14 protein-coding genes and 2 pseudogenes are annotated in these 22,498 nt (G+C 66.4%); 2 read left to right on the top strand and 14 right to left on the bottom strand.

What is annotated here, in order from left to right; all coding sequences use genetic code 11:
• The first annotated feature begins 117 nt into the window (after positions 1-117).
• Entirely contained in the window at positions 118-690 is a 573-nt protein-coding gene (locus G3480_RS05205) for a plasmid pRiA4b ORF-3 family protein (protein WP_164652614.1), read from the top strand.
• 998 nt (positions 691-1,688) lie between these two features.
• On the opposite strand, the gene G3480_RS05210 is transcribed toward G3480_RS05205, so the two are convergent.
• The 6 genes and pseudogenes from G3480_RS05210 to G3480_RS05235 form a co-directional block, all read right to left on the bottom strand.
• Positions 1,689-1,856 (bottom strand): PIN domain-containing protein, encoded by a 168-nt coding sequence (locus G3480_RS05210; protein WP_164652615.1) that lies wholly within the window; start codon positions 1,854-1,856, stop codon positions 1,689-1,691.
• A 118-nt stretch (positions 1,857-1,974) separates the two neighbouring features.
• Positions 1,975-2,260 (bottom strand): annotated as a pseudogene (locus tag G3480_RS05215) (HigA family addiction module antitoxin).
• A gap of 299 nt (positions 2,261-2,559) precedes the next feature.
• Positions 2,560-2,763 (bottom strand): annotated as a pseudogene (locus tag G3480_RS28240) (type II toxin-antitoxin system RelE/ParE family toxin); the annotation flags it as partial.
• A gap of 57 nt (positions 2,764-2,820) precedes the next feature.
• A complete protein-coding gene (locus tag G3480_RS05225) occupies positions 2,821-5,952 on the bottom strand; it encodes an efflux RND transporter permease subunit (RefSeq protein WP_164652617.1) in 3,132 nt (1,043 codons plus the stop codon).
• Positions 5,949-7,289 carry an efflux RND transporter periplasmic adaptor subunit gene (locus tag G3480_RS05230; protein ID WP_164652618.1) on the bottom strand — a complete coding sequence of 447 codons (1,341 nt, stop codon included), beginning with the start codon at positions 7,287-7,289 and terminating at the stop codon, positions 5,949-5,951. The genes G3480_RS05225 and G3480_RS05230 overlap by 4 nt, the downstream gene beginning before the upstream one ends.
• A complete protein-coding gene (locus G3480_RS05235; RefSeq protein WP_164652619.1) occupies positions 7,286-8,005 on the bottom strand; it encodes a CerR family C-terminal domain-containing protein in 720 nt (239 codons plus the stop codon). Before G3480_RS05235 ends, G3480_RS05230 begins: the two co-directional genes overlap by 4 nt.
• An 836-nt stretch (positions 8,006-8,841) precedes the next feature.
• Here G3480_RS05235 and G3480_RS05240 point away from each other — a divergent pair.
• Complete coding sequence (locus G3480_RS05240; protein ID WP_164652620.1) at positions 8,842-9,771, top strand: adenylate/guanylate cyclase domain-containing protein; 930 nt, start codon at positions 8,842-8,844, stop codon at positions 9,769-9,771.
• A gap of 16 nt (positions 9,772-9,787) precedes the next feature.
• On the opposite strand, the gene G3480_RS05245 is transcribed toward G3480_RS05240, so the two are convergent.
• The 8 genes from G3480_RS05245 to G3480_RS05280 all read right to left on the bottom strand — a co-directional run bounded on the left by G3480_RS05245 (position 9,788) and on the right by G3480_RS05280 (position 21,508).
• Complete coding sequence (locus G3480_RS05245; protein ID WP_164652621.1) at positions 9,788-10,336, bottom strand: cyclic nucleotide-binding domain-containing protein; 549 nt, start codon at positions 10,334-10,336, stop codon at positions 9,788-9,790.
• A gap of 22 nt (positions 10,337-10,358) precedes the next feature.
• Positions 10,359-12,605 carry an NHLP bacteriocin export ABC transporter permease/ATPase subunit gene (locus tag G3480_RS05250; protein WP_164652622.1) on the bottom strand — a complete coding sequence of 749 codons (2,247 nt, stop codon included), beginning with the start codon at positions 12,603-12,605 and terminating at the stop codon, positions 10,359-10,361.
• A complete protein-coding gene (locus G3480_RS05255) occupies positions 12,602-14,773 on the bottom strand; it encodes an NHLP family bacteriocin export ABC transporter peptidase/permease/ATPase subunit (protein WP_206171506.1) in 2,172 nt (723 codons plus the stop codon). Before G3480_RS05255 ends, G3480_RS05250 begins: the two co-directional genes overlap by 4 nt.
• Before the next feature lie 2 nt (positions 14,774-14,775).
• Positions 14,776-16,053 (bottom strand): NHLP bacteriocin system secretion protein, encoded by a 1,278-nt coding sequence (locus tag G3480_RS05260; protein ID WP_164652624.1) that lies wholly within the window; start codon positions 16,051-16,053, stop codon positions 14,776-14,778.
• Positions 16,054-16,154: 101 nt separating this feature from the next.
• Positions 16,155-16,886, bottom strand: a complete 732-nt coding sequence (locus tag G3480_RS05265) for a hypothetical protein (protein WP_164652625.1) — start codon at positions 16,884-16,886, stop codon at positions 16,155-16,157.
• Positions 16,886-17,488, bottom strand: a complete 603-nt coding sequence (locus G3480_RS05270; protein ID WP_164652626.1) for a 2OG-Fe(II) oxygenase — start codon at positions 17,486-17,488, stop codon at positions 16,886-16,888. The genes G3480_RS05265 and G3480_RS05270 overlap by 1 nt, the downstream gene beginning before the upstream one ends.
• Positions 17,489-17,604: 116 nt before the next feature.
• The gene (locus G3480_RS05275; protein WP_164652627.1) at positions 17,605-17,952 is read right to left on the bottom strand and encodes a Nif11-like leader peptide family RiPP precursor; all 348 of its coding nucleotides are present in this window, start codon (positions 17,950-17,952) and stop codon (positions 17,605-17,607) included.
• Positions 17,939-21,508 carry a type 2 lanthipeptide synthetase LanM family protein gene (locus G3480_RS05280; RefSeq protein ID WP_164652628.1) on the bottom strand — a complete coding sequence of 1,190 codons (3,570 nt, stop codon included), beginning with the start codon at positions 21,506-21,508 and terminating at the stop codon, positions 17,939-17,941. Before G3480_RS05280 ends, G3480_RS05275 begins: the two co-directional genes overlap by 14 nt.
• Positions 21,509-22,498: the final 990 nt, after the last annotated feature.

The raw sequence follows: 22,498 nt of genomic DNA on the forward strand, positions 1-22,498 counted from the left end.
GCTTGCGCCATCGGCCAGATAGCACAATCCTAGCCGAACGCCCTGAGCGCTGCAGCGCAAGCTTGCCGAGAAAGGCAGGCCGAGCGCGCCGCTATCAGAGAAATCGGGAGAATCATCTTGACCGCAACACGCACCAAAGCCTATCAGCTGAAGATCGGCCTCATCGGGGCCAAGCCGCCGATTTGGCGGCGTCTGCTGATCGCCAGTTCCACTCCGCTTTCAGAGGTTCACCATGCTATCCAGATCGCGATGGGGTGGACGAATTCGCACCTCCATCAGTTCGAGGCGGGCAACGCGTTCTATGGGGTTCCAGACCCTGACTTCGGTTTCGATTTCCACGAGATCCAGGACGAGACGCGCTACAAGCTGAGCCAACTGCTGCGGCGGGAAAAGGACTCGATCACCTACGAGTACGACTTCGGCGATAGCTGGCAACACAAGATCACGCTGGAGAAAGCCATGTTCGTCGAACCAGAGACCAAGCTGCCGCAATGCCTCAAGGGCAAAGGCGCCTGCCCGCCGGAAGACGTCGGCGGACTCTGGGGCTACTACGGATTCCTGGAAGCCATCGCGGACCCCAAGCACCCGGAGCACGTGGACTGCCTGGAGTGGGTCGGCGGCGCCTTCGACCCGACCGCGCTCGACATCAATGAGATCAACGCCCGACTGCTGATCAAATATGACCGCTGAATGAGCCACTCCCCGGAGTGGTTGCCGAAGATACTGTCTACCGCTCGCTCAGATCACGGATGGGTATGACCCATGCGATCAGCATCGCCCCGCGCAGATCGGTGCTTGTCCGACAGAGGCCTGTCTTCCACCTTGCTCGAGTTTGCTGGCTCTGGGAGACGCGTGCTCGAACCGAGTACGCCTTGGCAGATCGACCGACTGCGGATTTCTGAGGCGGAGGAGCACCACGCGGACGACAACGAGAAACGGGGCCATTGGCCCCGTCACATGACTTAGACACTCGTCTGCTGGAATGGTATCGCCGAGACGTTGAAGCAATCCTCCAACGTCTCGGAGCTGATCCGGCTAGGGACATCCCGAGCGGTCAGCAGCTGGAGTGGCCCAGTTAGGCACCACCTCTCAGGGCGTAGGGGACGAGTGGGACAAGACAGATCGCGATTCCGTACCAAAACGCCCGGCGATCGTTCTCTCGGAGCTTTTCTTCAGACATGGCATGAACCTCGACAAATGAGCAGATAATGTTCAGATATCAGTTTGATCGACCTTGCCCAGCTTGCCGTCAGCATTGGCAAGCGAAGGAGCCGTCCCGTCGCGATCGACTCGCTTACGCGCCCCCTCGAAGCGCATAGGGGACCAGCGGGAGCAAGCAAATCGCGACCCCGTACCACAATGCCCGACGGTCATTCTCGCGAAGCTTTTCTTCAGACATTTCAGTCACCTCACTCTCGTTGATTCCTCGATACCCTGCCTCATTGGCCAGGGACTCGTGACGCGGACTTCTGCCCGACGCCTTGGAGTCATCGACTCACGATGGGGAGAATAGTTGCTCACAAGAAAAGCTCAAGGGATACCATGTTCAGCACATGGTCATTTCTCAGCATTTCACTAGGTTTTTTGCGAGCGAGCGTCGCGGCGGCGAGGGATGCACCCAATAGCCCGGTCTGAGCATTCAGCGCATCCAGTGAGGGTGCGCGTTGCGGATACTTGAGGGTGATGTTTCAGTGGGCCTCGCCCCAAGCGAACGTCGAGGTCACTAGGCGGCATCGGCCGGCTGAGGCCAGCTCGAAGAGCAGCAGCGCCGGGCTAGTGTCGCGGTACGCCGCGCTGAACAGGATGTTGGCGTCGAGGAACAGGCGCAAATCAGTCGCCCCGCGCCAGCGAGGCACGGACCCGCGCCTGAAGTTCGGCGGGGACCGCATTCTCCCGCTCGAACTCATCGACGCGCTCCTCCCAACGCCGACCCGACCTGACATGCATTATTGATAGGCACTCACGCCGTCTGGGTTAGGCGGCCCGTGGCTGCACCTTGGCCTGGATAGTCGCGGCAACCCTGCGTCTTGCGACTTTCCAGTTCGTAGTTCTTCTGCAGGTTCAACCATGACGTCGGCGTCGTGTTGAAGTACCGGGCTAGGCGCAGCGCCGTATCGGCGGTGATGGAGCGGCTGCCATTCAATATGGCGGTGATCCGGTTGGTCGGGACATGCAGGGCCTTGGCCAGGGCGTTGGCCGAGAGACCCAATGGCTTCATAAAGTCTTCACGCAGGATCTCGCCGGGGGGGACCGCGGGCAGGAGGTCGGTGCCCTCTGCAACGTCGGTGAAGTCGATCTCCTCTAGTTGCTCTCTATGGATACTCATGGTTCTACTCCTATAGGCGGTTTAAGCGTTTATCGCGGCTGATTTTGGCCCATGCTCAGTGGTAGTCCGTCACCTCGACTTCATAAGCATCGTGGTCCTCCCACCGGAAGCAGACGCGGCGTCGATCATGGTTGCGCCCGCGTCACTTCGGAGGTTGGACAAGCGCACCGTATTGCACCCGCGTCGGCGCGGGATTCGGTGGACTTCGCTCTCGCTCGTCCACCCTACTGGTTCTACCGATGATCGAGGCCGCAGACGCGCCACTGGTCATTGATGCGGATGCTCCACTGGCCGTCGCGGTCGCCATGCAATTGCTCCAGTCGGTTTGACGGCGGTGCGCGCAAAAACGCCAGCGTATCCGCCGCATCCACTGCCTGAAGCTTGGCGTAGGCGCGACGATGGATCGCGGGCGAACGTAAAGATCGCCGTAATCTCGCCCCGTGCCAAAGCGCGCCGCGACGCCGTTAGGAGGGACTTTTGCACATTTGGCACCGCTAAGCCCTAACCTGATCTTCCGCCGGCTCATCCCCCTCCCCCTCCAACGCCCCAAGCGCCCCGAAGTCATCCAGGATCACATACACCGCCGGCACCATGAACAGCGCCGCGATGGTGGCGGTGACCAATCCGAAGGCGATGCTCGCGGCGAGCGGGATCAAGATCTGGGCCTGTAGGCTCTTCTCCAACAGCAGTGGGGTCAGGCCGGCGACCGTGGTGATGGAGGTGAGCAGGATAGGGCGGAAGCGGGCGCGGCCGGCTTGCTTGGCGGCGTCGATGGTGGCCATGCCGCTCAGGCGTGCCTGGCGGATGAAGACGACCAGCAGGATGCTGTCGTTGACGACGACGCCGAACAGCGAGGCCATGCCGACGATGCTGGGCATGGTCAGGTCGAGCCCCAGGGCCATGTGGCCGAAGACGACGCCGATGAGCGCGGTGGGGATCACCAGCATCACGGTGATGGGCGCCAGGTAGCCGCGGAACTGCAAGGCCAGCAGCATGTAGACGCCGATCAGGCCGAGCAGGACGTTGCGCACAATGGACTGGCCGGTCTTGGCGGATTCCTTGCTCTCGCCCTCCACGTCCAGCCGCACGCCTGGATAGCCCTCCAGCAGGTCGGGGATGAAGTGGGCGCGGGCCTGGCCCAGCAGCTCTTGGGCGTTGGCGAGATTGCGATCGACGTCGCCTTGCACCGTGACGGCGCGCTGGCCGTCGACGCGGTTGATGCGCGCCCAGCCGCGCACCGGCTCGATGTCGGCCACGGCGGCGAGCGGGATCAAGGCGCCGTCTCGGCCGGTGACGGTGAAGGCTTCCAGATCGGCGGGACCGGTGCGGTCGCTCGCGGCAACGCGCAGGTTGACCTCGTAGGTCTCGGCGCCGAGCGGGAACTCGTCCACCTTCATGCCCTGATAGGCGGCGCGCAGTTGGTCGGAGACCGTGCGTGCGTCCAGACCCAGCACGCCGGCGTCCGGCTTCAGGCGCAGCCGATACTCGCGCTTGCCTGGGCGCAGGTCGTCGCTGAGGTCGAGCACGCCGGCGAAGCGGTTGAGATAGGCCTGGAGCGCATTGGACGCGGCCTTGAGCTGGTCGAGGCTCGCACCCACCAGACGCAGATCGATGGGGCGCCCGCCAGGACCGATGGCGGGCTCGGTGTACTTGATGCTGATGACGTCCGGCAGCTCGCCGACTGCGGCGCGCCAGGTGTTGAGCACCGCGTCCAGCGCGGCGTCCCGCTCCTCGGTACCGAGCAGGTCAGCGACCACGCGCGCCACATGGGGGCCGGTCTCGTAGGCGTCGGGGTTCTCGCCGAAGATCACGGTGACCGATTGCACCAGATCCTGCCGGTCGGGCTGGCGCTCGCGGAAGGCGTCGTTGACCTCGGCCAGCGCCCCCGCGACCCGTGCGACGACCGCCTCGGTGCGCGCCAGCGGGGTGCCCTGGGGCAACAGGATGCGGGCCTCGACCACGTCGCCGTCCAGGTCCGGAAAGCCGACGAACTTGAGCTTGCCGCCCACCGGCATCGCGATGGCGAGGATGAACAGCATTAGCACCAGGCCGACCGTCAGATAGCGATAATCGACGGCGCGGTCCAGCAACCGGCCGAAGGCGCTGTCGCGCAGGCCCTCGAACCCGCGCTCGAAGCCCTGCCGGAAGCGCGATGGCCGCTCGCCGCGCTGATGCGCCAGCGAATGATTCAGGTGATGCGGCAGGATCAGGAAGGCCTCCAGCAGGCTCACCGAGAGCACCAGGATCAACACGATGGGCATGATGCGCAGGATCTGTCCGATCTCTCCGGAGATAAACACCAGCGAGCCGAACACCAGCAGCGTGGTCGCGAACGATGACAGGATGCCCGGCAGCACCTCGCGCGAGCCCTCGATGGCGGCCTGGGCCGGGCTGTCGCCCTTGGCCATGCGTGCGGCGATGTTCTCGGAGATGACGATGGCATCATCCATCAGCAGGCCGACGCCGATCAGCAGGCCCACCATCGAGATCATATTGATGGTGACACCGAACACCGGCAGCAGGAACAGCGCCCCGAGGAAGGACACCGGCAACCCCATGGCGACCCAAAAGCTGTACCTCAGCCCGAAGAACAGCCAGAGGATGAAGAACACCGCCGCCAGCCCCTGCACGCCGTTGCGCGTCAGCATATCGAGCCGGTCCTGCACGATGGACGCGCGGTCCTGGGTTAGATGCAACCCGACGCCGGCGGGCGTGGCGATCCGTTCAGCGGCGACGAAGCCGCGCACCTGTGCCAGCAGGTCGAGCACGTCTTGATCGCGGGTCTTGGCGATGTCCAGCACCGCGGCGCGCTGGCCGTCGAACAGGATCTTCTCCTCGTCGCGGTCGAAGCGGTCGGTGATGCTGGCGATCTCGCCGAGACGGATGCTGGCGCCGGTGCCGCCTGAGATGACCACCAGATCGCCGAAGTCTCCGGCGCGCTTGCGTTGATCGTCGAAGCGCAGCAGCAGGTCCTCCGAGCCGCCTTCGAGCCGTCCCGCTGGGCTGCTCAGGCTCTGCCGACCGACCGCGTTGGCGATGTCTTGCACGGAGAGACCGTACTGGCGTAGCCGCCAGGCCGGGATCTCGATGCGGATGTGATGATCGGAGAAGCCGGAGACGTTCACCTCGGCGACCGCGGTCTCCGCCAAGATCCGGTCCTTGAGGTCCTCGGCATAGGCCTTGAGGTCGACGGCGTCTGCGGGGCCGGTGACGGCCAGCGAGATCACGGGCTCGGTGCGGCCGAGTTCGGTGATCACCGGCGTCTCGACCTGGTCCGGGAAGTCGTCGATGGCGTCCACCTCGGACTTCACGTCATCGAGGAAGCGCATCATGTCCGCGCCCTCGCGCATCACCGCGGTGGCGGTGCCGACGCCCTCGCGGGACTCGCAGCGCAGCTCATCCAGATCGGTGATGCCCTCGATGGCGTCTTCCAGGCGGCGACAGACGGCGTCTTCCACGTCCTCGGCGGTGGCGCCACGGTAGATCAGCTGGATCTGGACCTTATCGTTTTGGATCTCCGGCAGGGTCTCGCGCTGCAGGCCGGGCAGCGCGGTGAGGCCGAGGATCATGATGGCGGCCATCAGCAGGTTGGCCGCAGTCTGATGGCGGGCGAACCAGGCGATCATGGCGCGTCCCCGAGGGCTTGCAGCTCGGCGGCTAGTTCAAGATCGGGCTGCGGGTCGAGCAGCATGCCGTCGACGGCGGGCACCAGGTCCGACAGCACCACCTGCTGGCCGGCCGTAAGCCCAGCGCCGATGACGCTGTAGTCACCCTGATTGAACAGCACTTCCACCGGCTGGCGGCGCAGACGCTGCTCGGCGTCCACCAAATAGACGGCACCGTCGCGCACGGCGTTGCGGGGCACGACGACCCGCGGGCCTTGGGCGCGCCCGCGCAGCAGCACCTGAACGAACATGCCCTTGGACAGGGGCGGGCGCTCGCCGGGGATGACCTTGTCGAAGGATCGGTCCACTGCGACCACCACGCCCATGGTGCGGGTCTGCGGGTCCACCTGATCGTCCATGCGCACGAACTCCGCCTGCCATTCGGCCACCGAATTGCCCAGGTCCAGCCGCACCAGGGGGTCGAGGCCGACCAGCTTCGACAAAAGCTCATTCAATCGGGTCGGATCCAGTTGGCCAGAGGTCTGTGATAGATCCGGTGTCGGCATGCCGATGAACAGGCGTCGTAGGCTATAGAGCGGCACCTGGACGTCAATTTCCACCCGGTCCACGGAGTCGCCCTCAAACAGGGTCTGACCGACGCCGACATATTGATCCGCCTCCACAGCCAGATTAGCGACGCGCAGATCGAAAGGCGCCAGGATTCGGGTGCGCCCCAGGTCGCGCTCGGCACGGGCGACCTGAGTCTCCAGCACCTGGCGCTGAGTCGGAATCAGGGTCAGGGTGTTGCGCAGATTCTGCGCCGCGCTATTGCTGGTCAGCGCGGTGCGCTCGGCCTGATCTACGTCGCTGGCGGAGGCGGTGCCCTTGCCGGCGAGTTTGCGCAGCCGCTCCAGCTCCTGATTGGCCAGTTCGCGATTGCGCTCCTCGATCTCCAGCGAGGCGCGGGTGTTCTGCTCCTGAACCCTCAGCTCCGCGAGTTCGGCCTGCGCCTGCGCCAGCGCCAGCTCGTAGTCGATGGGGTCGATGCGCACCAGCTCGGTGCCGGCCGCCAGGATCTCCCCGTCGCGCAGCCGTGGGTGGATCTCGATGATGCGCCCGGCCACCTGAGCGACCGCCTTCCAGACCCGTGCCGGGCGCACCGGGCCATAGCCCTCGGCGGTCGGCACCAGTTCGACGGCGGGCGCCTCGATCACCCGCACTGGGCGGGCGATCTCGCCCTGTTCAGCTTGCGCCGGCGGCTCTCGGCCCTGGGCCATCCAGACCAGGATGCCGACCCCGATGGCGATGGGCGGCAGGATCAGCCAACGGTGTTTGCGGTCGTGTCGCTCGGCGCTCATCGGTCTGCTCCTGAGTTGGGTTGGCGAGGGCTGGAGGGGAGGGGTTTGGAGCCGAGGGACCGATAGTCCAGCGCGGCCTCGGTGATCGCTTGCAGCAGCGCCTGGATCTGCGCCACATCGTCGGCGGCGTAAGCGTCCTGGCCGAGATGGCGCAGCAGCGTCGTGCGCGCGGCGCGGAAGGCGATGGGCGGCCCTGTCAGTGCGTGTGCGACTAGTCGGCACTCGGTATCCACCTGCTCCCGACCGCGGGCGCCGGCCACCAGCCCGGCCATGACTGCGTGCATCGGGCCGAAGAGTTTGGCGTAGATCACGTCGAAGGCCTCGGTCGGTTGGTTTTGTTCGCGAAAGATGAAGCCGGGAGCATCCTCACTGAATGGGCCAGCCATCAACTGTTGCGCCAGCCCACTGAGCAACTGCCCGAGCATTTGTCGGCAGTCAGCCGCCGACGCGGTGGGCAAAGCCTGCTCGATGCGTTCCAGGTGCTCGCGCATGCCCTCGCTCATCTGCTCGGCCAGGTAGGCGGCGGTGGCCAGATAGAGTTCGCGCTTACCGCCGAAGTGATAAGAGATGGCCGCGATATTGGCACCGGCGTCCTGCACCAATTGGCGGTTGGAGACCGCGTCGTAGTCGTTGTGCCCGAAGGCGTGCAGGGCGCTGCGCAGCAAGCGTTGGCGGGTGTCGGCGGCTGTTTCGGTGTTCGCAGGTCGGTCGGACACGATGGCTCAGACTCGGTTGGGCGTTAGATACTCGCCGAGATTAAATCAATCGATTGCTTTAATCAACGATCAACGACGAGACTGCGATCAAGCTGAATCCAATGGTCCCGTGACGGGCGGTCCTCGCTGGCTGCAGCGGGGTTCTCTGAGAAGGCGCTCAAAGGGCACCACCGGCGCAAGCGTGGTCCTACAGCGGCTTGCCGGATGGGGCGCGATCATGCGTGGGAGCGGCGCCCCGGCGCGACGCTGGACGCGCTGACGCGCCCGTCGCGGCGGGGCGCCGCTCCCACAGACCGCGCGGCTGGGTGGATCATCAGCTGACAGCCCTGTCGAGGATCAACTGCGGCGCCGTCGCTTCACCGACTTAGAAAGCGCTCATCAATTGTTTCCCGATGCGAGCGATGCCGCCCGAAATCCCCCCGAGCCCCCCTTTGCGAAAGGGGGGAAGTTGTTGATGGACACTTTCTTAGGATGTCGCGCCTGTTGATGGACGGCAATGCGCGCCAACTTCTTGGAGTTCGAGCGAGACCTCTTGGCGGTTCGCCTCGTTTCGAGATTAAATGGATCCGCGTCGATGCCGATGCCGCCTGGAATCACGCCCTGCGGCCGCCAACAACAGCCTCGGCCCGACCGGAGATCCCACACAGATCGCCGCGACACTTGCGTCTCGCAGGAGGCCTTGGTCGTCAGTTGGACCGGTAGGGCGGACGAGCGAGCGCGAAGTCCACCGAATCCCGCGCCAGCGTTGGTGGACTGCGCTACGCTTGTCCACCCTACAGAAGACGACTGGCCAAAACGATTATCGACGCCTAGTAGGACGACGAATCGGAGCAGACATGTCGGAGCAGGTCGAGACCCTCACCCTGGTATTCGCTGACATCAGCGGCAGTACGCGCATCATTCAAGCGCACGGCGACCAGGTCGCCCATCAGCTCATTCAGCGCTGCTTGGAGTGCGTGGCGGCGGCGGTCAGGCTGCACCACGGCCAGGTGCGCGAGAAGATCGGCGACGAACTCATGTGCACCTTCGCCGACCCGCGCGAGGCGCTGCGCGCCGCACTCGAGATCCAGCGCGCGGTCAAGGCCGCCGGCGAGGCCGGGGAGCTGCCCGCGACCCTCAGGATGCACGTCGGGCTGCACCACGGGCGCCTTCTCGTTCAGCAAGACCAGCTGTTCGGCGACACCATCCATATCGCCAAGCGCATGGTCGATCTCGCCAAGACCGATCAGATCCTCACCACCCAAGAGACGCTGAACGCGGCCGGGGTCATGTCCGACATGCGCTTCCGCGTCGCGGACCAGATCCGCATCAAGGGCTATGACGCACCCGTCGAGATCTATGAGGTCATGCGTCAAGACCCGAGCGTCACCCTCATCGCCCAAAGCGCACAGCCGCTGGCGATGGGCGAGCACTACTGTCGCTGCAGCCTGAGCTACGGCGGCCAGAGCTTCACCCTGGATGCCAAGCGGCACGTCCTGAGCATCGGCCGAGAAGAGGGTAACGACCTGATGATCCCGGAGAGCTGCGTCTCGCGCCGACACGGCCGTCTAGAATATCAAAAGGGCCGGATCATCTACGTCGACCAGAGCACCAACGGCACCTCGATCTTCGAGGACGACGCGCAGGCGCCCATCATCGTGCATCGCGAACAGCGCTGGCTGCGCGGCCGTGGTCTGCTCCGTTTCGGCCAGAGATCGGGCGACACCGGACAGGTGACCCTGCACTACCGCTGCGAGACATCCACCGAGTCGCCGCCAACGCAGTAAGGCGTTGGCAGACGGATCAGCCCCGCTCCTCCTCGAGCAGCCGCAGCAGCCTGCGCATGCGCTCGCCGGCGACATGCAGGTTGTCCAAGATGCCTTCGTCCAGCTCGCTCTCGCGGGCGAAGGCGTCAGCGTCGCCCTCCCCTGCCTGCTCGCTCCTGGCAAGACGGGCGACGCGGGTGCGCAGGCGGTCGGCTAGCATCACCGCGAGGGCGCGGTAGAAGCGCGCCGCGAAGCCTTGGTCATCGGCCAGACGCCGCCGCACCGCCTCATGCGGCAGGCTGAGCAGACGGGTCTCTTCGGCGGCCAGCAAGGACACCTCGGGCGGACGCTTCTCGATGAGCGACATCTCGCCGATGATGTCCCCCACCAAGAGTTCGCCGATGATCTTGTCGGGCGGCAGGATGACGTCGAGCTGTCCCTCGACGAGGATCGACAGCTCCGTAACCTCCCCGCCCGCGGCGATCAGCGTCGTCCCGGCCGCAATGGTCCGGCGACGGCCCGACTCGACCAGCCAGAGCAGGTCGCGATCCTCGAGTTCGGCGAGGATGAAGAGTGCCTTGCGCATGGCGTTCAGCCCTTTCGCTCGTCTAAAGAATCTGACGCTGCGCCAGCCGCGCGAAGGGGCCGTTGCACGCAATCAGGGTGTCATAGTCGCCGGACTCCACGACGCGGCCCGCGTCCATGACCAGAATTCGGTCGGCGTTGCGGATGGTGCTCAACCGATGGGCGATGACCAAGCGGGTCACGGCGAGCCGCTCCAGGCTGGCGGTCACGCGGGCTTGAGAGCGGTTGTCCAGGGCGCTGGTCGCCTCGTCCATGAAGAGCAGCCGGGGCTGCTGCACCAAGGCGCGGGCGATGAGGATGCGCTGGCGCTGACCCCCTGAAATGGTGCTCGCCCCCTCGGTCAGCGGCGTATGCAGACCCAGCGGGAATTGCTCCAGATCGCGCTCCAGCCCCGCATCCGCCGCCGCCCGCAGGCAGTCGTCGAGCGTCGCGGCGCTCGCCCCGCGAATGTTGTCGTAGATGGTCCCGGCAAAGACCCGCCCGGTCTGCAGCACCACGCCGATCTGACGCCGCAGCGCGGCCAGATCCAGGCTGCTCAACTCCTGCCCGTCGAAGAGGACGGCCCCAGCTTGCGGCGTCTCGAAGCCGAGCAAGAGTCGCAGCAGGGTCGACTTGCCGGAGCCCGAGGGTCCGACCAGCGCGACATGCTCGCCGGGCTCCAACCGCAGCGACAGCTCGCTCAGGATGGGCTCGGCACCCGGGGTGTAGGCGAAGGTGACCTCGGAGACCTGCACCTCGCCTTGCAGCCGACCTGGGTGACGCGCCCCGACCTGCTGCTCGAGCGGTGCGCTCAAGATGGGACGCGCGCGCTCCAGGTAGGGCATGGCCGTCAGGATCTGCAGCAGCGCATGGCTCAGCCCGACGAAGGCCGACTGGAAGGCCGCATGGGCGCTCAGAAAGGCGATGAAGACCCCAGCCGAGGGCTGCTCGGCGGCCAGCACCAGCACCAGGGCGAAGAGCAGACCGAGGCTCAGGGTCTGGAAGGCGTCGGCGAAGGCGCTGTAATGATAGGAGACGACCCGCAAGGCCCGCGTCGCCTCGCGCTCCTCGGCATAGCGCTCGGCCCATTGGGCGAGCGCGCGGCCCTCCGCCCCCGCCACCCGCAGCTTGAGGATGCCCTGCAAGAGCTGCAGCACTAGGCCCGCCAGGCGACCATCGGCGACCGCCAGCCGCTCGACATGCTTGAGCTTGAGCCAGCCGGCGAGCGCCGAGCTCAGCGCCAGCAGCAGCACCAGGGCAACGGCGACCAGCGCGAGCTGCGGCAGATAGAGCCACAGCAGCACCAGATAGAAGAGCGAGAAGACCGCCGTGATCCCGGTCGACAACATGAGTTCCAGCAGCAGCTCGCGCAGCCGCTCGACATCTGTGATGCGGGCGTTGAGATCGCCAGACGAGAAGCCCTTAAAGAAGCTCGCCGGCAGACGCAACACACGGTCCCAGAGCGAGGCCTGCAGCCGTTCGGCGGTGCGGCCTTCGATACGCAACTGCGCACGCTCCTGCATGATGTCGACCAAAAACGTCAGGCAGGCACCCACGCCCAGCGCCAGACCGAGCTGGACCAGCAAGCTGGACTCGGCGCCTGGGATGAGGACGTCCACGATCAGCGCAGTCGCAAGCGGAAAGAGCGCCCCGAGCACCGCGAGCAGCGCGCCGGCGGCACAGAGCGCGAGCAGATCACGGCCGCTCCCCGGCCACAGCACCGACATCAGGCGGGTGAGCCGGTCGGCATGCTCGGGCAAGGGCGGATAGAGCGCATAGGCGCGCGGCTGCAGGGTGCGTGCCACGGCGGGCGTCAGGGTGCCCTGCTCGCCCGTGACATGATCGGTGAAGTGATAACGGCGCCAACGCCGGATGAGGGAGACTGGGTGCTCCTCCGTGGCCGCCTCGGCATCCGCATCCGAGTCCGCTCGGACGACGCGGCGCAGCGCCACCAGCGGGCCGATATCCTGATCGGACCATCCCGCATCGAGCAGCACCTCGCGCGCGCGACCGCCCGCGCGGCGCGCCAGGTCCGGGATGCCCCCGAGCCCCGCCTCGGCTCCCGCCAGGCGCGCTGCCGGGACCGCGTAACCGCAGCACGCCAGCACCCGCCGCACCGCAGCCGCTGCGGGCACCAAGGCGCCGTCGGCGGCAAGCTCGGCGCCCCCTCGCGTGATGGCATCGAGACGCGTCAGGGCGCGCGACACACGCGCCTTGCTCTCCGCGCGCGAGCGTTGGATCCGGGAGATCCGCTCGGCATCATCCACTGGGGCGGCGCGGGGTCGGCTCATTCGTCGATCAGCCTCTTATAGGTGCCGCCCAGGGCGATCAAGTCGCCGTGCGTGCCGCGCTCCACGGGCACGCCGCGCTCCAGCACCAGGATCTCGTCACAGTCGCGAATGGTGCTCAGGCGGTGGGCGATGATGATGAGGGTGCAGCCGCGTCGCTTGAGGTTCTCCATGAGCCGACTCTCGGTCACCGGGTCCAGGGCGCTGGTGGCTTCATCGAGCACCAGTACGCGCGGGTCTCCGACCAGGGCGCGGGCGATCTCGAGCCGCTGGCGCTGACCGCCGGAGAAATTGCGACCGGCCTCCTCGACCGGGGCGCCGTAACCGCCCGAGCGCGAGGCGATGTGCGCGTGGATCTCCGCGTCCTCGGCCGCGCGTACCACGGCGGCATCCGGCACCGTCGGGTCCCAGAGCCGCAAATTGTCGCGGATGCTGCCCTCGAACAGCAGGATCTCCTGATCGACGAAGGCCAACGCGGCGCAGCGCAGACTCGATGGCCACGCAGCCAGCGGCGCCCCGTCCAGCAGGATGTCCCCCGCGCTCGGCCGCACCAGCCCAGCGATCAAGCGTCCGATGGTCGACTTGCCGGAGCCGGACGCACCGACCAGCGCGACGCGCGCGCCGGCCGGAATCTCCAGATCGAGCCCCTCGATCATCGGCGGCTCCAAGGGCAGGTAGCCAAAGCTCACCCCGCGCAGCCGCAAATGTCCCTGCGGCAGCGCCTCCGCAGAGGGCGCATCGGGCCGGTCGGCGGCCGCGCCCTCGACGTCCTGACTCATGACGTCCTCGATACGCGCAACGTTCGACTTGACGTCCTGAATGCCCATCCCGAGCCCGGACAGGGTCGCCATGGGTGCGGCGAAGCTGGCGGCCAGCGACTGCAGCGCGACCAGCGAGCCCACGCTGAGACCGCCCTGCATGATCTCCAGTCCACCGATGGTCAGCACCGACGCCGTCGTCAGACTGCTCGTGAGACTGGGAAAGGCGCCCACTAGAATAGTGGCGGCGCCGACCGCTTGCTGCGAGCCCTGGACCTGGGCATGCAGCCCGGTCCAGCGCGCGAAGAAGCTGTCCTCGTAGCCGGCCGCCTTGAAGGTCTCGATATCCTGCAGGCCGGCCATGCCGGTGCCCAGCAGCTTGCCGCGCTCGATGCCCAGCCGCTGATGCCCCTCGGCGACCCGGCTCGCGCTGAGGAGCAACACCAGCCAATTGAGCAGACTCAGCGCCGCGACCACCAGGGCGACGCGCCAGCTCAGCATCGCCATGGCGGCAAGAAAAAAGACCGCGGTCACCAAGCTGAGCGCCGCTTGCGCCAGCTCGCCGGTCAGCAGCGCCGCCAGCCGATCGCTCAAGCGCAGGCGGTCGGCGATCTCCCCGCTATAGCGTGCCCCGAAGAAGGCCAGCGGCAGATGCAGGATATGGGCGAAGAGCTCGCGCGAGCCCTGAACCGCGAGCTGCAGCTCCGCCCGCGTCAGATAATGGTCCTTGAGCAGACTCAGCGCATAGCGCGCGGCGGCCGTCAGCAGCATGCCGAGCAGCAGTGCCGGCAGCCAGTCGTGCAGCCCCTGAACCAGCACTCGGTCCACGAAGAGCCGTGCGAAGACCGGGATGAGCACCCCCGGGATGACCAGCATCAGACTGGCCAGCAGGACATAGGTGATCGCCCCGCGAAAGCCCCGCGTGCGCGCCAGCAGCGCGCCCCAGAGCGGCGGCCGAGAGTCGCCGCGCGTGAAGTCCGGACCCGGTTCGAAGGTGAGCACCACCCCGGTGAAGATGGCGTCGAAGGCCTCCATGGAGAGGACCCGGCGACCCACGGCCGGATCCTTGAGCATCACCTCATCGCCGCGTAGCCCCTCGACGACCACGAAGTGATTGAAGTTGACGAAGGCGATCATGGGCGGCGCAAGATTGCGTAGGTCTTTGGGCTCGGCCTTGAAGCCCTTGGCCGTCAAGCCCAGGGAACGTGCCGCCTTGAGGATGCTGGACGCCTTGGAGCCATCGCGCGACACACCGCACAGGGCGCGCAACTCCTCGAGCGGGATGTGACGGCCGAAGTACGACAGCACCATCGCCAGCGAGGCCGCGCCGCACTCGGCCGCCTCCAGCTGCAAGACCGTCTCGGTGCGCGCCAAGCGCCCGCGCCGATCGCCGGACCGTCGCCAGAAAGCCACCCTCAACGGCTCCCGCCCAGCGTGCCAAGGCGCTCGACCTGAGGCACCGCGAGGATGAGCAGGCGCTCGCGATCGACGATGACACGCGCCTCGATGAGCATCCCGGCATTGATCCGCGCATCCGGACCACGGGACGACGACCACTGATAGCCGCTCGGGGTGGCTGCATCCTCGAGCAAGGCGACCCGCACCTGAAAGGGCGCACCGGCGGTCGTGAGATCCTGCACCAACTGCTCGTTCTTGAGCAGACGGCGCATGCCGGCCCGTGTCGCCGGCAGCTCGGAGACCTGCTCCACCCGCCCGCGCAGATAGCCGAACTCCTCGGGCCGAAAGGCCGAGGGCAGGACCTCGACGTCCATGCCGGGGCGAACCCGCTTGCCGTCCGTCGGCTTGACATAGGCGAAGGCCACCAGATGCTCACGCGCGCCACCGACCGGCGCGACCGTCGCCAGGGTCTCGCCGGGCTGAACCACGTCCCCGGCGCCGACCATGACCTCCAGCACCCGCCCCGCATGGGCGCTCAGCAGACGTCCTTGCTCGCCGAGCCGTGCCTCGAGCCGCTCGACCGAACGCTCGGACTCCTGGATGCGCAGGCGCTTTTCGAGCATGGTCAGCTTGTCCTCGCCCGCGCGCTCCTCCTTGCGCAGCGCGATGGCCTTCTGCTCGTCGTCGAGTTCGGCGAGACGTTCGCGCACGTCGGAGAGGCCGAGCTGCACCTCAATGAGCTCGTCGTCCGTAATCACCCGTTTCTCCACCAGCTTGGAGACACTCGCATGCTTCTTGTCCAGCAAGACCAGGCGCTCCTCCAAGAGACGGCGCGTCTGGGCGATGGTGCCGAGACGCTCGGTCTCGAGCAGACGCTCGCGCGCCTCCTTGTCGCGATGAAAGACCTCCAGCTCGCGGAACTGGGCGCGCGCATCCTCCAGTCGGGCGCGAGCCGTCTCCAGCTCGCGCCGCAGCTCGCCTTGCTCGACCTGGGCGACCAGATCGCCGACCGCGACGGCGTCTCCGGGACGGATGTCCAGCGTAAGCAGCCGCCCTGGCACGGAGGCGACGATCTGATCCAGCCCGCCCGCCGCGATCAGGATGCCGCGCGCCTTCACCTTGACCGGCGCGGTCGCAGTCGCCGACCAGAGGATGGCCCCCAGAATGGCCACGCCCAGCGCCAGCAAGACGAGCCAACCGGCGCCGCCGACGAGACGCATCGGCTGATCGAGATGCTCGCTGGAGGCCAGCCGATCCAATGCGGCTTGACGGAAGATTTGACGGCGCTCGGACATAGGCAGTTGGCAGTTGGCAGTTGGCAGTTGGCAGTTGGCAGTTGGCAGTTGGCAGTTGGACGGTCTGGGAATTGGGACTGAGGTGCAAGTGGAGCCGTCGGTCAGAGGGTGCGCAGATGGCCGCTTGCGACGGCTTCGGCGAGCCAGGCGGACTCGCCGCGGAGATCGTGCCAGAGGGCTTGGCGGCCGTCGACCGCGCCGTCGAGGGTGAAGCCGCTGATCCTTGGGCGGAAACCCTTGTGGATGAGGGTCTCCAAGAGGAGCAGGCCGCTGGTCATGCGCGCTTGCGGATCCGCACGACAGCGCAGCGCCGGGTGGCGATCCTGCAAACTGCGATAGGTCAGCCGTTCGAGGTCGAGCGACCAGATGGCCAGCGGCGGCAGCTCGAGCGCGTAGAAGTCCAGCAGGCGTTGCACATTGGCACAAAAGGGCTCCCAGGCGTGGGACGGATCGAAGTCGCGGATGAGATAGAGCAAGAGCCGCGCGCCAGGATGGCGCTGACAGAAGCCAGCCAGGAAGACCAGGCGCGACAGCACGCTGGTGTCGTAGCCATGGATGTAGGTGAAGATCCAATCCACCGACTCCAGCACACCGCGATCGAGCAGACGCTCGGCATGCTTCAGGTGCACGGCCATGACGGCATTTGGGCCGGGGGTCAGGTCACGCAACCGTCGTTCCTCGTCAGGACTCAGCGGCTTACCGCCGATCACCAGGATGTCGCCGCGCAGCTCGCGACGCAGCAGCTCGTCGATGTCAGCAAGCGGCTCGAGCCCCAGCACGCCCAAGCTAGGCGTCTGGCTCGAGAAATCGCCTGCTACCCCGTCGTCTGCCATCAACGAAAGAGCGGGCCTTCCAGCCAACCGACCAGACTCCAGCGCGTGCCCCAGATCAGCTTGGTGACGGCATGCGAGCGAAAGCTCGGAAAGACGGTGACCGATCCTTGCGCCCGTGTCGCCAGCTCGAGCTGCTGCTCATGGCCGTGGAACTGGAGATTGCAGCCGACATAGCTCGCCGGATCCGAGAGCTGCACCACGACCGAGAGCTTGCGCCGCGACAAGTGGTCCTTGCCGATGTCGGTGTGCCAGCCGTAGAAGTGACCGGCCCCATAGCGCGTAAACTGAAAATCGGCCTCCTGGGTGTCGTCGAGGTCGAAGCCGTAGTAATCCTGATTGACCTGCCGGACCAGCGCGACGATCCGCTGGATCAAGCCCTGGGCATCTGCGGCGTCGGGCGCGATCCACCAGACATCGGCGTGGCGCGTGACCTTACCTTGGGGATCCACGTAGGCGGTGCGATCACCGGCATCGGCGTCGACCACATTGATGAGATGCCGACAGGCGTCGGCGTCGAGGACGTCGTGCAGGGTGCGATGATCATAGTAGTCCGCCCGCTCCACAAGGTCCGGGCGCTGCAGCGAGGCTGCGCTCAAGCTCATGCTGTCTCTCCTCGTCCAGTGCTCAGGTGGCATGGCGCACCGAGACCGCTCCAGCATCCGGCCCGCGGACGCGGAGCGGCACCATGCGGGGCGCGAACGCCCCGGTGATCGCGGCATCACCGCTTGATGGTACCCGGATCGATCTTAAGGCTGTCGCAGCCGGGGTGGATGGTCAGCTTGCATGAGGAGATCTTGGTCTGTGGTGCCAGACTGCAGCCGGGCGCGTTCGACGAATAAGACAGCCCCTTGCCGCCGGCGACCGCCTCCAGCTCATCGTCGGTGAGTTCGACTTCACCCACAGGGGCATTGCCGACCGCAGTGAACTCCTCGGCCGTGAAATCAAGCCCTAGCTCACTGCCGATCTGGGTGATGTCGTCGACGGTCTGGGCATCCTGGACCCGCTTGAGGAGATCCGCGTCCGCGCCGAGCTTTTCAAAGAACTTTTCTGCATCACTTGAAGACATGATTTTTTCCGCCTTGGCTATGGTTGAGGAAGCCGCAGCTTCCCGAGATGCGCTCGACCGCCGTGGGAGCCGTCGAGCCTGTGTCGACCCGCGCGCGGGCCATCACTCCGAGGCCCTTGGAAGCTCCGCTTCCTGGGCGTCTATCAAAGGGGGCGGCGACACCACTTGGAGCGCCGCTCCGCATCGAGTCCCGTGCTCGTCGCGCCGGGGCGGCGCTCCTACTCGGCGCCGCGAAGAGCAGCACCGAAGGGAGACGCTCCGGCTGAACGAGCCGCAGGAGCTGATAGCCGATCCCGGCGATACCTTGAAAGAACCCGGGGTTGAGTGCCTGCCCGCCCAGGACCGAGAAGAGCCGGTAGCCAGTCTCGTCGGAACGCTGTTGCAGGACCCCCGCGGTGCGTGCCAGTGCCGCGCGGCGCAGCTCGGCGTCATCGCAGACCCGACTCGACTCCAGCAACACCTCGGTCAAGCCCAGATTGCCGCAGCACAGATGATCGATACCCAGATCGCCCGTATGCCCGATGCAGTCCAGACCGGCTTGCCAGTCCTGCCGCAACGCCCCGTCCGCGTCGCGCCCGAGCTGCATCAGCCCAAGCCTGCCTAAGGCGATCCCGGGCGCACCGTGACACCAACTCGTCATGAAATGGCCGTCGCCGTGTCGCAGGTCCGACCAGTTCGTTGCAGCGGCGTCGAAGTGAGCGTCTTCCGCAGCGCGCAGCGCCTCGACCAGCGTCCAAAGCCCCGGCTCATCGACACATGCCGCAAGCCGTCCCAACGCCAAGGCGATGCCGGCGGCGCCATGCGAGAGCCCCGTGAGCAGTCCGGCCGGCGGTGCGGCGCGGCTCGCGAGCCGCGCCGGCAACTGCCGCTCCAGGTGGGCTGCACAGGCGCGTGCCCGCTCGAGCAGCTCCGCCCGCCCCGTGCGCGCATGCAGCGCCAGCAGCCCCAGGATGGCGCCAGCACTGCCGCCGATCAGATCGAGCGCGACGTCATTGGCGATCATCTCGGCGCTGATCTGCCCGGCGAGCGTCTCGGCGGCGGGCAGCAGCCACTCGGCCTCCGCCGGCACCAGGTCGGCCAGGACCGCGGACGCATAGAGGATGCCGCCGAGCCCAGCCCCCAAGCCGAGCCCTTCGCGGGCCAGACGCGGCGCGACACCAGGATCATCCACGGCATCACGCAGCGGCCTCAAGGCGTCCACCCAGAGGCGGCGATAGCGCGTCTCGCCCGTGACGGCCTCCAAGGCGGCTAGAAAGAGGGCGATCCCCGCCTTGCCTTCATAGAGCCCGAGCGAGACCAAATCGAGCTGCCAGCGATCGACGGCCGGCGAGAGCCGAAAGCCGAGCCACTGCGGCTGCCCCCAAAGTCGCATCGCCCGCTGCTCGAGGACGGCGGCGATGCGTGCTGCTTCGCCGGAGCAGACCGAGGGGGCCAGCGGATCGGGCTCAGACTGGCCGAGCGCGACAGCCGCCGCTGGTGCACTGAACACCATGTCGACCGGCTGACGCTGGGCGATATAGGCCGCGCGGATCAGTTCGCGCTGCAGCCTCAGATCCGCCGCGCCCAGGCGCTCCAGGAACTGGTGCGTGCTCGCCAGCTCGGAGCGCAGCAGCGGCTGCGCCGTCCCGGATGGACCGGGCGGGGGCTCGCCATGCACGGCGAGACTGAAGTGAGGAATGTCGAGACGGACCATCTGCGCCATCTCGGTGAGGACCATAGCGCGCGTCGCCTGATCGTCCGGCACCAGGAAGGCAGCACGGGCCAGCTTCTCGATCACCCAGCCCCAGCTCAGGCCGGAGACCAGGTTGGCCGGCTTGAGCAGCTGGCGCTGCAGACCGTAGTAGACCGCGGTGGCGCGAAAGACATAGCGTGAGCGGCAGCCGCGAAAGGCCAGCAGCGGGCTGTCCGCCGCCGCGAGCAGCGCGTCGCGCCCGCGCTCACAGGCCAGGTAGGCCTCGCGAAAGCCGACGAGCAGCTCATCCAGGTAGTCTGCCGGGTCGATGCCCTGCGTGGCTCCGGCGAGCTGCGGCAGGTTGGTGCCGGGCTCTGGCCTGACCTCCCGCACCACGCGATGCATCAGGTCCGAGTTGATGGCCCCCCAGCCGCTAACCCGCGCCGCCGGGGCGTCCGCTCGGACGCTGACGGCGCTGCCGAGGCCGCTCACGTCCAGCGCGCCGCGGCCGTCCAGGCTGCTGGTCCAGGTCGGCAAGAAGCCGGTCTTGAGCACCGTCTCGAGCCCCAGCGCGCCAGCATCGGCCAGGCCGGCGACATCGGCATCTCCGAGATCGACATCGCGGTGAAAGAGGGTCTCGGGGTCCAGTAGGACAAGGTCTTCCCCGCATGCCATGAGGTTGTCCTCATGACAGTCCGTGCCGCCCAGCAGATGCACGACGCACATGAGACGTCCCGCATTGCGGTAGAAGCGGCCGACGCCGTCCGGCTCCTGAATCGGCGCGGGCTCCAGATACTCGACCCAGCCGTAGCCGTCGCGCTCGAGCACGCGCGGCGCCCGCAAGCGTCCGCCGCCCGCCGCGTCCAGCCAATCGAGGAAGCTCGCGAAGGCGGTGTCGAGCCGCAAATCGCGCGGCTTGTAGAGCATCCGAGCACCGTCCGCGAAGCCCAGGACCATCACGGAGCGCCCCTCGTGATGCGGGTCGGACAGGTTGCCCTGAATCCAGGCGATCTGCGCAGTCGCCGACTGGCCAGCCATCTCGGTCAAGGCATCCCAATCCCGCTCCAGCCGAGTCACCAGCTCGGCGGTCGCCGTGATCCACTGCGCCAGACGTGTCCCGAGCAGGCGCGCCAACACTGGATAACGCTGAAAGACGGCATGCAGCCCGTCGCCGCCGAGTTCCGCGACCCAGCGGTCGTAGAGGCCTCGCTCCTCAGACAGGGCGGGGCCGCCGCGCACGCGCAGCACCAGACTCTGCCCCGCCGGGCGCCTGGCCTCCAGCTCGGCGAAGAGCACCTCCTCGGCGAGCTGCGTCAGCGCAGCCAAGAGGCCACGGCAGAGATCGTGCGCGCTGCCCTCCGCGAGATGCCGCGATAGCCGCTCGTCGGGGCCTTCGAGTCTGCCAAGGAGTTGGCGGTAAGCGAAGTCGACCGCCGGCGCCAACAACTCCTCGAAGGCGAGCGGCGCGCCGGGAATGCGACCGTCGAATGCTGTCCCCGCTGGCTCTGGCACGGCATACCAAGTCGCGGTCCAATCCACGAGCCCACACACCGCCTGCAGCCACTCGGGACGCCGCGCCGGCACGGCCCCGTCACAGAGTGCCCGCGCGAGATCCTCGTACCGCCAACCGGCCCATGCCAGACGCGCCTCCAAGAGGTCGGACGCTGGCCTGGCAGCAAGCGCCGAGCGCCATGCCTGGCAGATCGCGTCCAGCGTTTCGGGGCTGGCAAGCTCGGTCGGAGCGGTCCGATCCAGTGACGTAAGACGCTCCGGCAGCGTGAGCGCGCGACGATAGAGCGCATCCAGATCGGTGTCGGTCAGGCGGCTGATTCCGGCCTGCCAGCCAGACTCGATCCCCTTGATCAAAGCATGCTCCTGAAGCATGGCGCCTAGACCTCCAGGCACTCAGCCCAGCGCGCGCATCGGCGCGCCAGACGAAGGCCGATGCGCACACCGGCATCGGCAGGACAAGCAGGCACAGGGTTGGAAAAGCACATGACAATCGCCGTTCAGAGCATCATTCGAAATCCTGTATGAAGACTACGCTGCCAACCCGCAAAAACCAAGCATTCCCCTGCGACATTCCGCACCGCGCTGGCGTGAATATTCACTTGAATTACGACGCTTCTTGCGCTTAGAAAGTCTCCGTCAACAACTTCCCCTCTTTTGTAAAGCGGGCCAGAAGGGGATTTCGGGCAGCTTGGCTCGCATCGGAAAACAATTGATGGACACTTGCTTGGCACCCAACCCTTCGCGCCAGCCAGACATTGCCGGTTTCTCGAATCGCTGAGATCCCGACGACATGACCATGTTCATTCTGGATAGGCTTTAAGAAAGATGCCGAGCCGGATCGCATAGGATCGGGCTGCCTGATCGTCGGCTGCGGCTATTGAAGGGATTGCCGGCGCACCCCCTTGGTCGGCGTCGCACCCAGAGTCAACGAGGAGAATGCACCCGAGCGACCACGGCTCTCTGCCTTGACGCGCAACCAGCGTTTCCAGGGGCCGATCCATGAATGGGATTGACGGGATTGCAGATGCGGGGATTAGAATCCTTGAGGGCGCAAAATGCTTGCAGATGAGTCAAATTTCGATGAAGCCTCCGACCATCCAAGGCCGTCGGGATCGGGATCGAGCCGACGATAGCGATCCCGATTCCGATAGCGATCCCGATGGCATGACTCGTCGGTCTGAGGCGAAGCCTCGCTGCTAGTCAAGAGGGTGACCTTCAACGCGATCACCCCGGATAGATTCCTTCATCTTTTGTAAACTCGACTCGTGGGCGGAACCTGCCCAGGTTGCCTTCCGACGGTTTGCTGTGGAGCAACCGAAGCCTGAAGCATCTCACCGATCACCATTTACAGAGATGCTTCTC

The sequence above is a fragment of the Thiorhodococcus mannitoliphagus genome (genome assembly GCF_010915725.1).
In the GTDB taxonomy this organism is placed as follows: domain Bacteria; phylum Pseudomonadota; class Gammaproteobacteria; order Chromatiales; family Chromatiaceae; genus Thiorhodococcus; species Thiorhodococcus mannitoliphagus.

What these genes read in the sequence shown, in the direction of transcription:
- G3480_RS05225 (WP_164652617.1), bottom strand. Translation starts at nt 5,952, where the DNA reads ATGATCGCCTGGTTCGCCCGCCATCAGACTGCGGCCAACCTGCTGATG.
- G3480_RS05230 (WP_164652618.1), bottom strand. Translation starts at nt 7,289, where the DNA reads ATGAGCGCCGAGCGACACGACCGCAAACACCGTTGGCTGATCCTGCCG.
- G3480_RS05240 (WP_164652620.1), top strand. Translation starts at nt 8,842, where the DNA reads ATGTCGGAGCAGGTCGAGACCCTCACCCTGGTATTCGCTGACATCAGC.
- G3480_RS05245 (WP_164652621.1), bottom strand. Translation starts at nt 10,336, where the DNA reads ATGCGCAAGGCACTCTTCATCCTCGCCGAACTCGAGGATCGCGACCTG.
- G3480_RS05250 (WP_164652622.1), bottom strand. Translation starts at nt 12,605, where the DNA reads ATGAGCCGACCCCGCGCCGCCCCAGTGGATGATGCCGAGCGGATCTCC.
- G3480_RS05260 (WP_164652624.1), bottom strand. Translation starts at nt 16,053, where the DNA reads ATGTCCGAGCGCCGTCAAATCTTCCGTCAAGCCGCATTGGATCGGCTG.
- G3480_RS05265 (WP_164652625.1), bottom strand. Translation starts at nt 16,886, where the DNA reads ATGGCAGACGACGGGGTAGCAGGCGATTTCTCGAGCCAGACGCCTAGC.
- G3480_RS05270 (WP_164652626.1), bottom strand. Translation starts at nt 17,488, where the DNA reads ATGAGCTTGAGCGCAGCCTCGCTGCAGCGCCCGGACCTTGTGGAGCGG.
- G3480_RS05275 (WP_164652627.1), bottom strand. Translation starts at nt 17,952, where the DNA reads ATGTCTTCAAGTGATGCAGAAAAGTTCTTTGAAAAGCTCGGCGCGGAC.
- G3480_RS05280 (WP_164652628.1), bottom strand. Translation starts at nt 21,508, where the DNA reads ATGCTTCAGGAGCATGCTTTGATCAAGGGGATCGAGTCTGGCTGGCAG.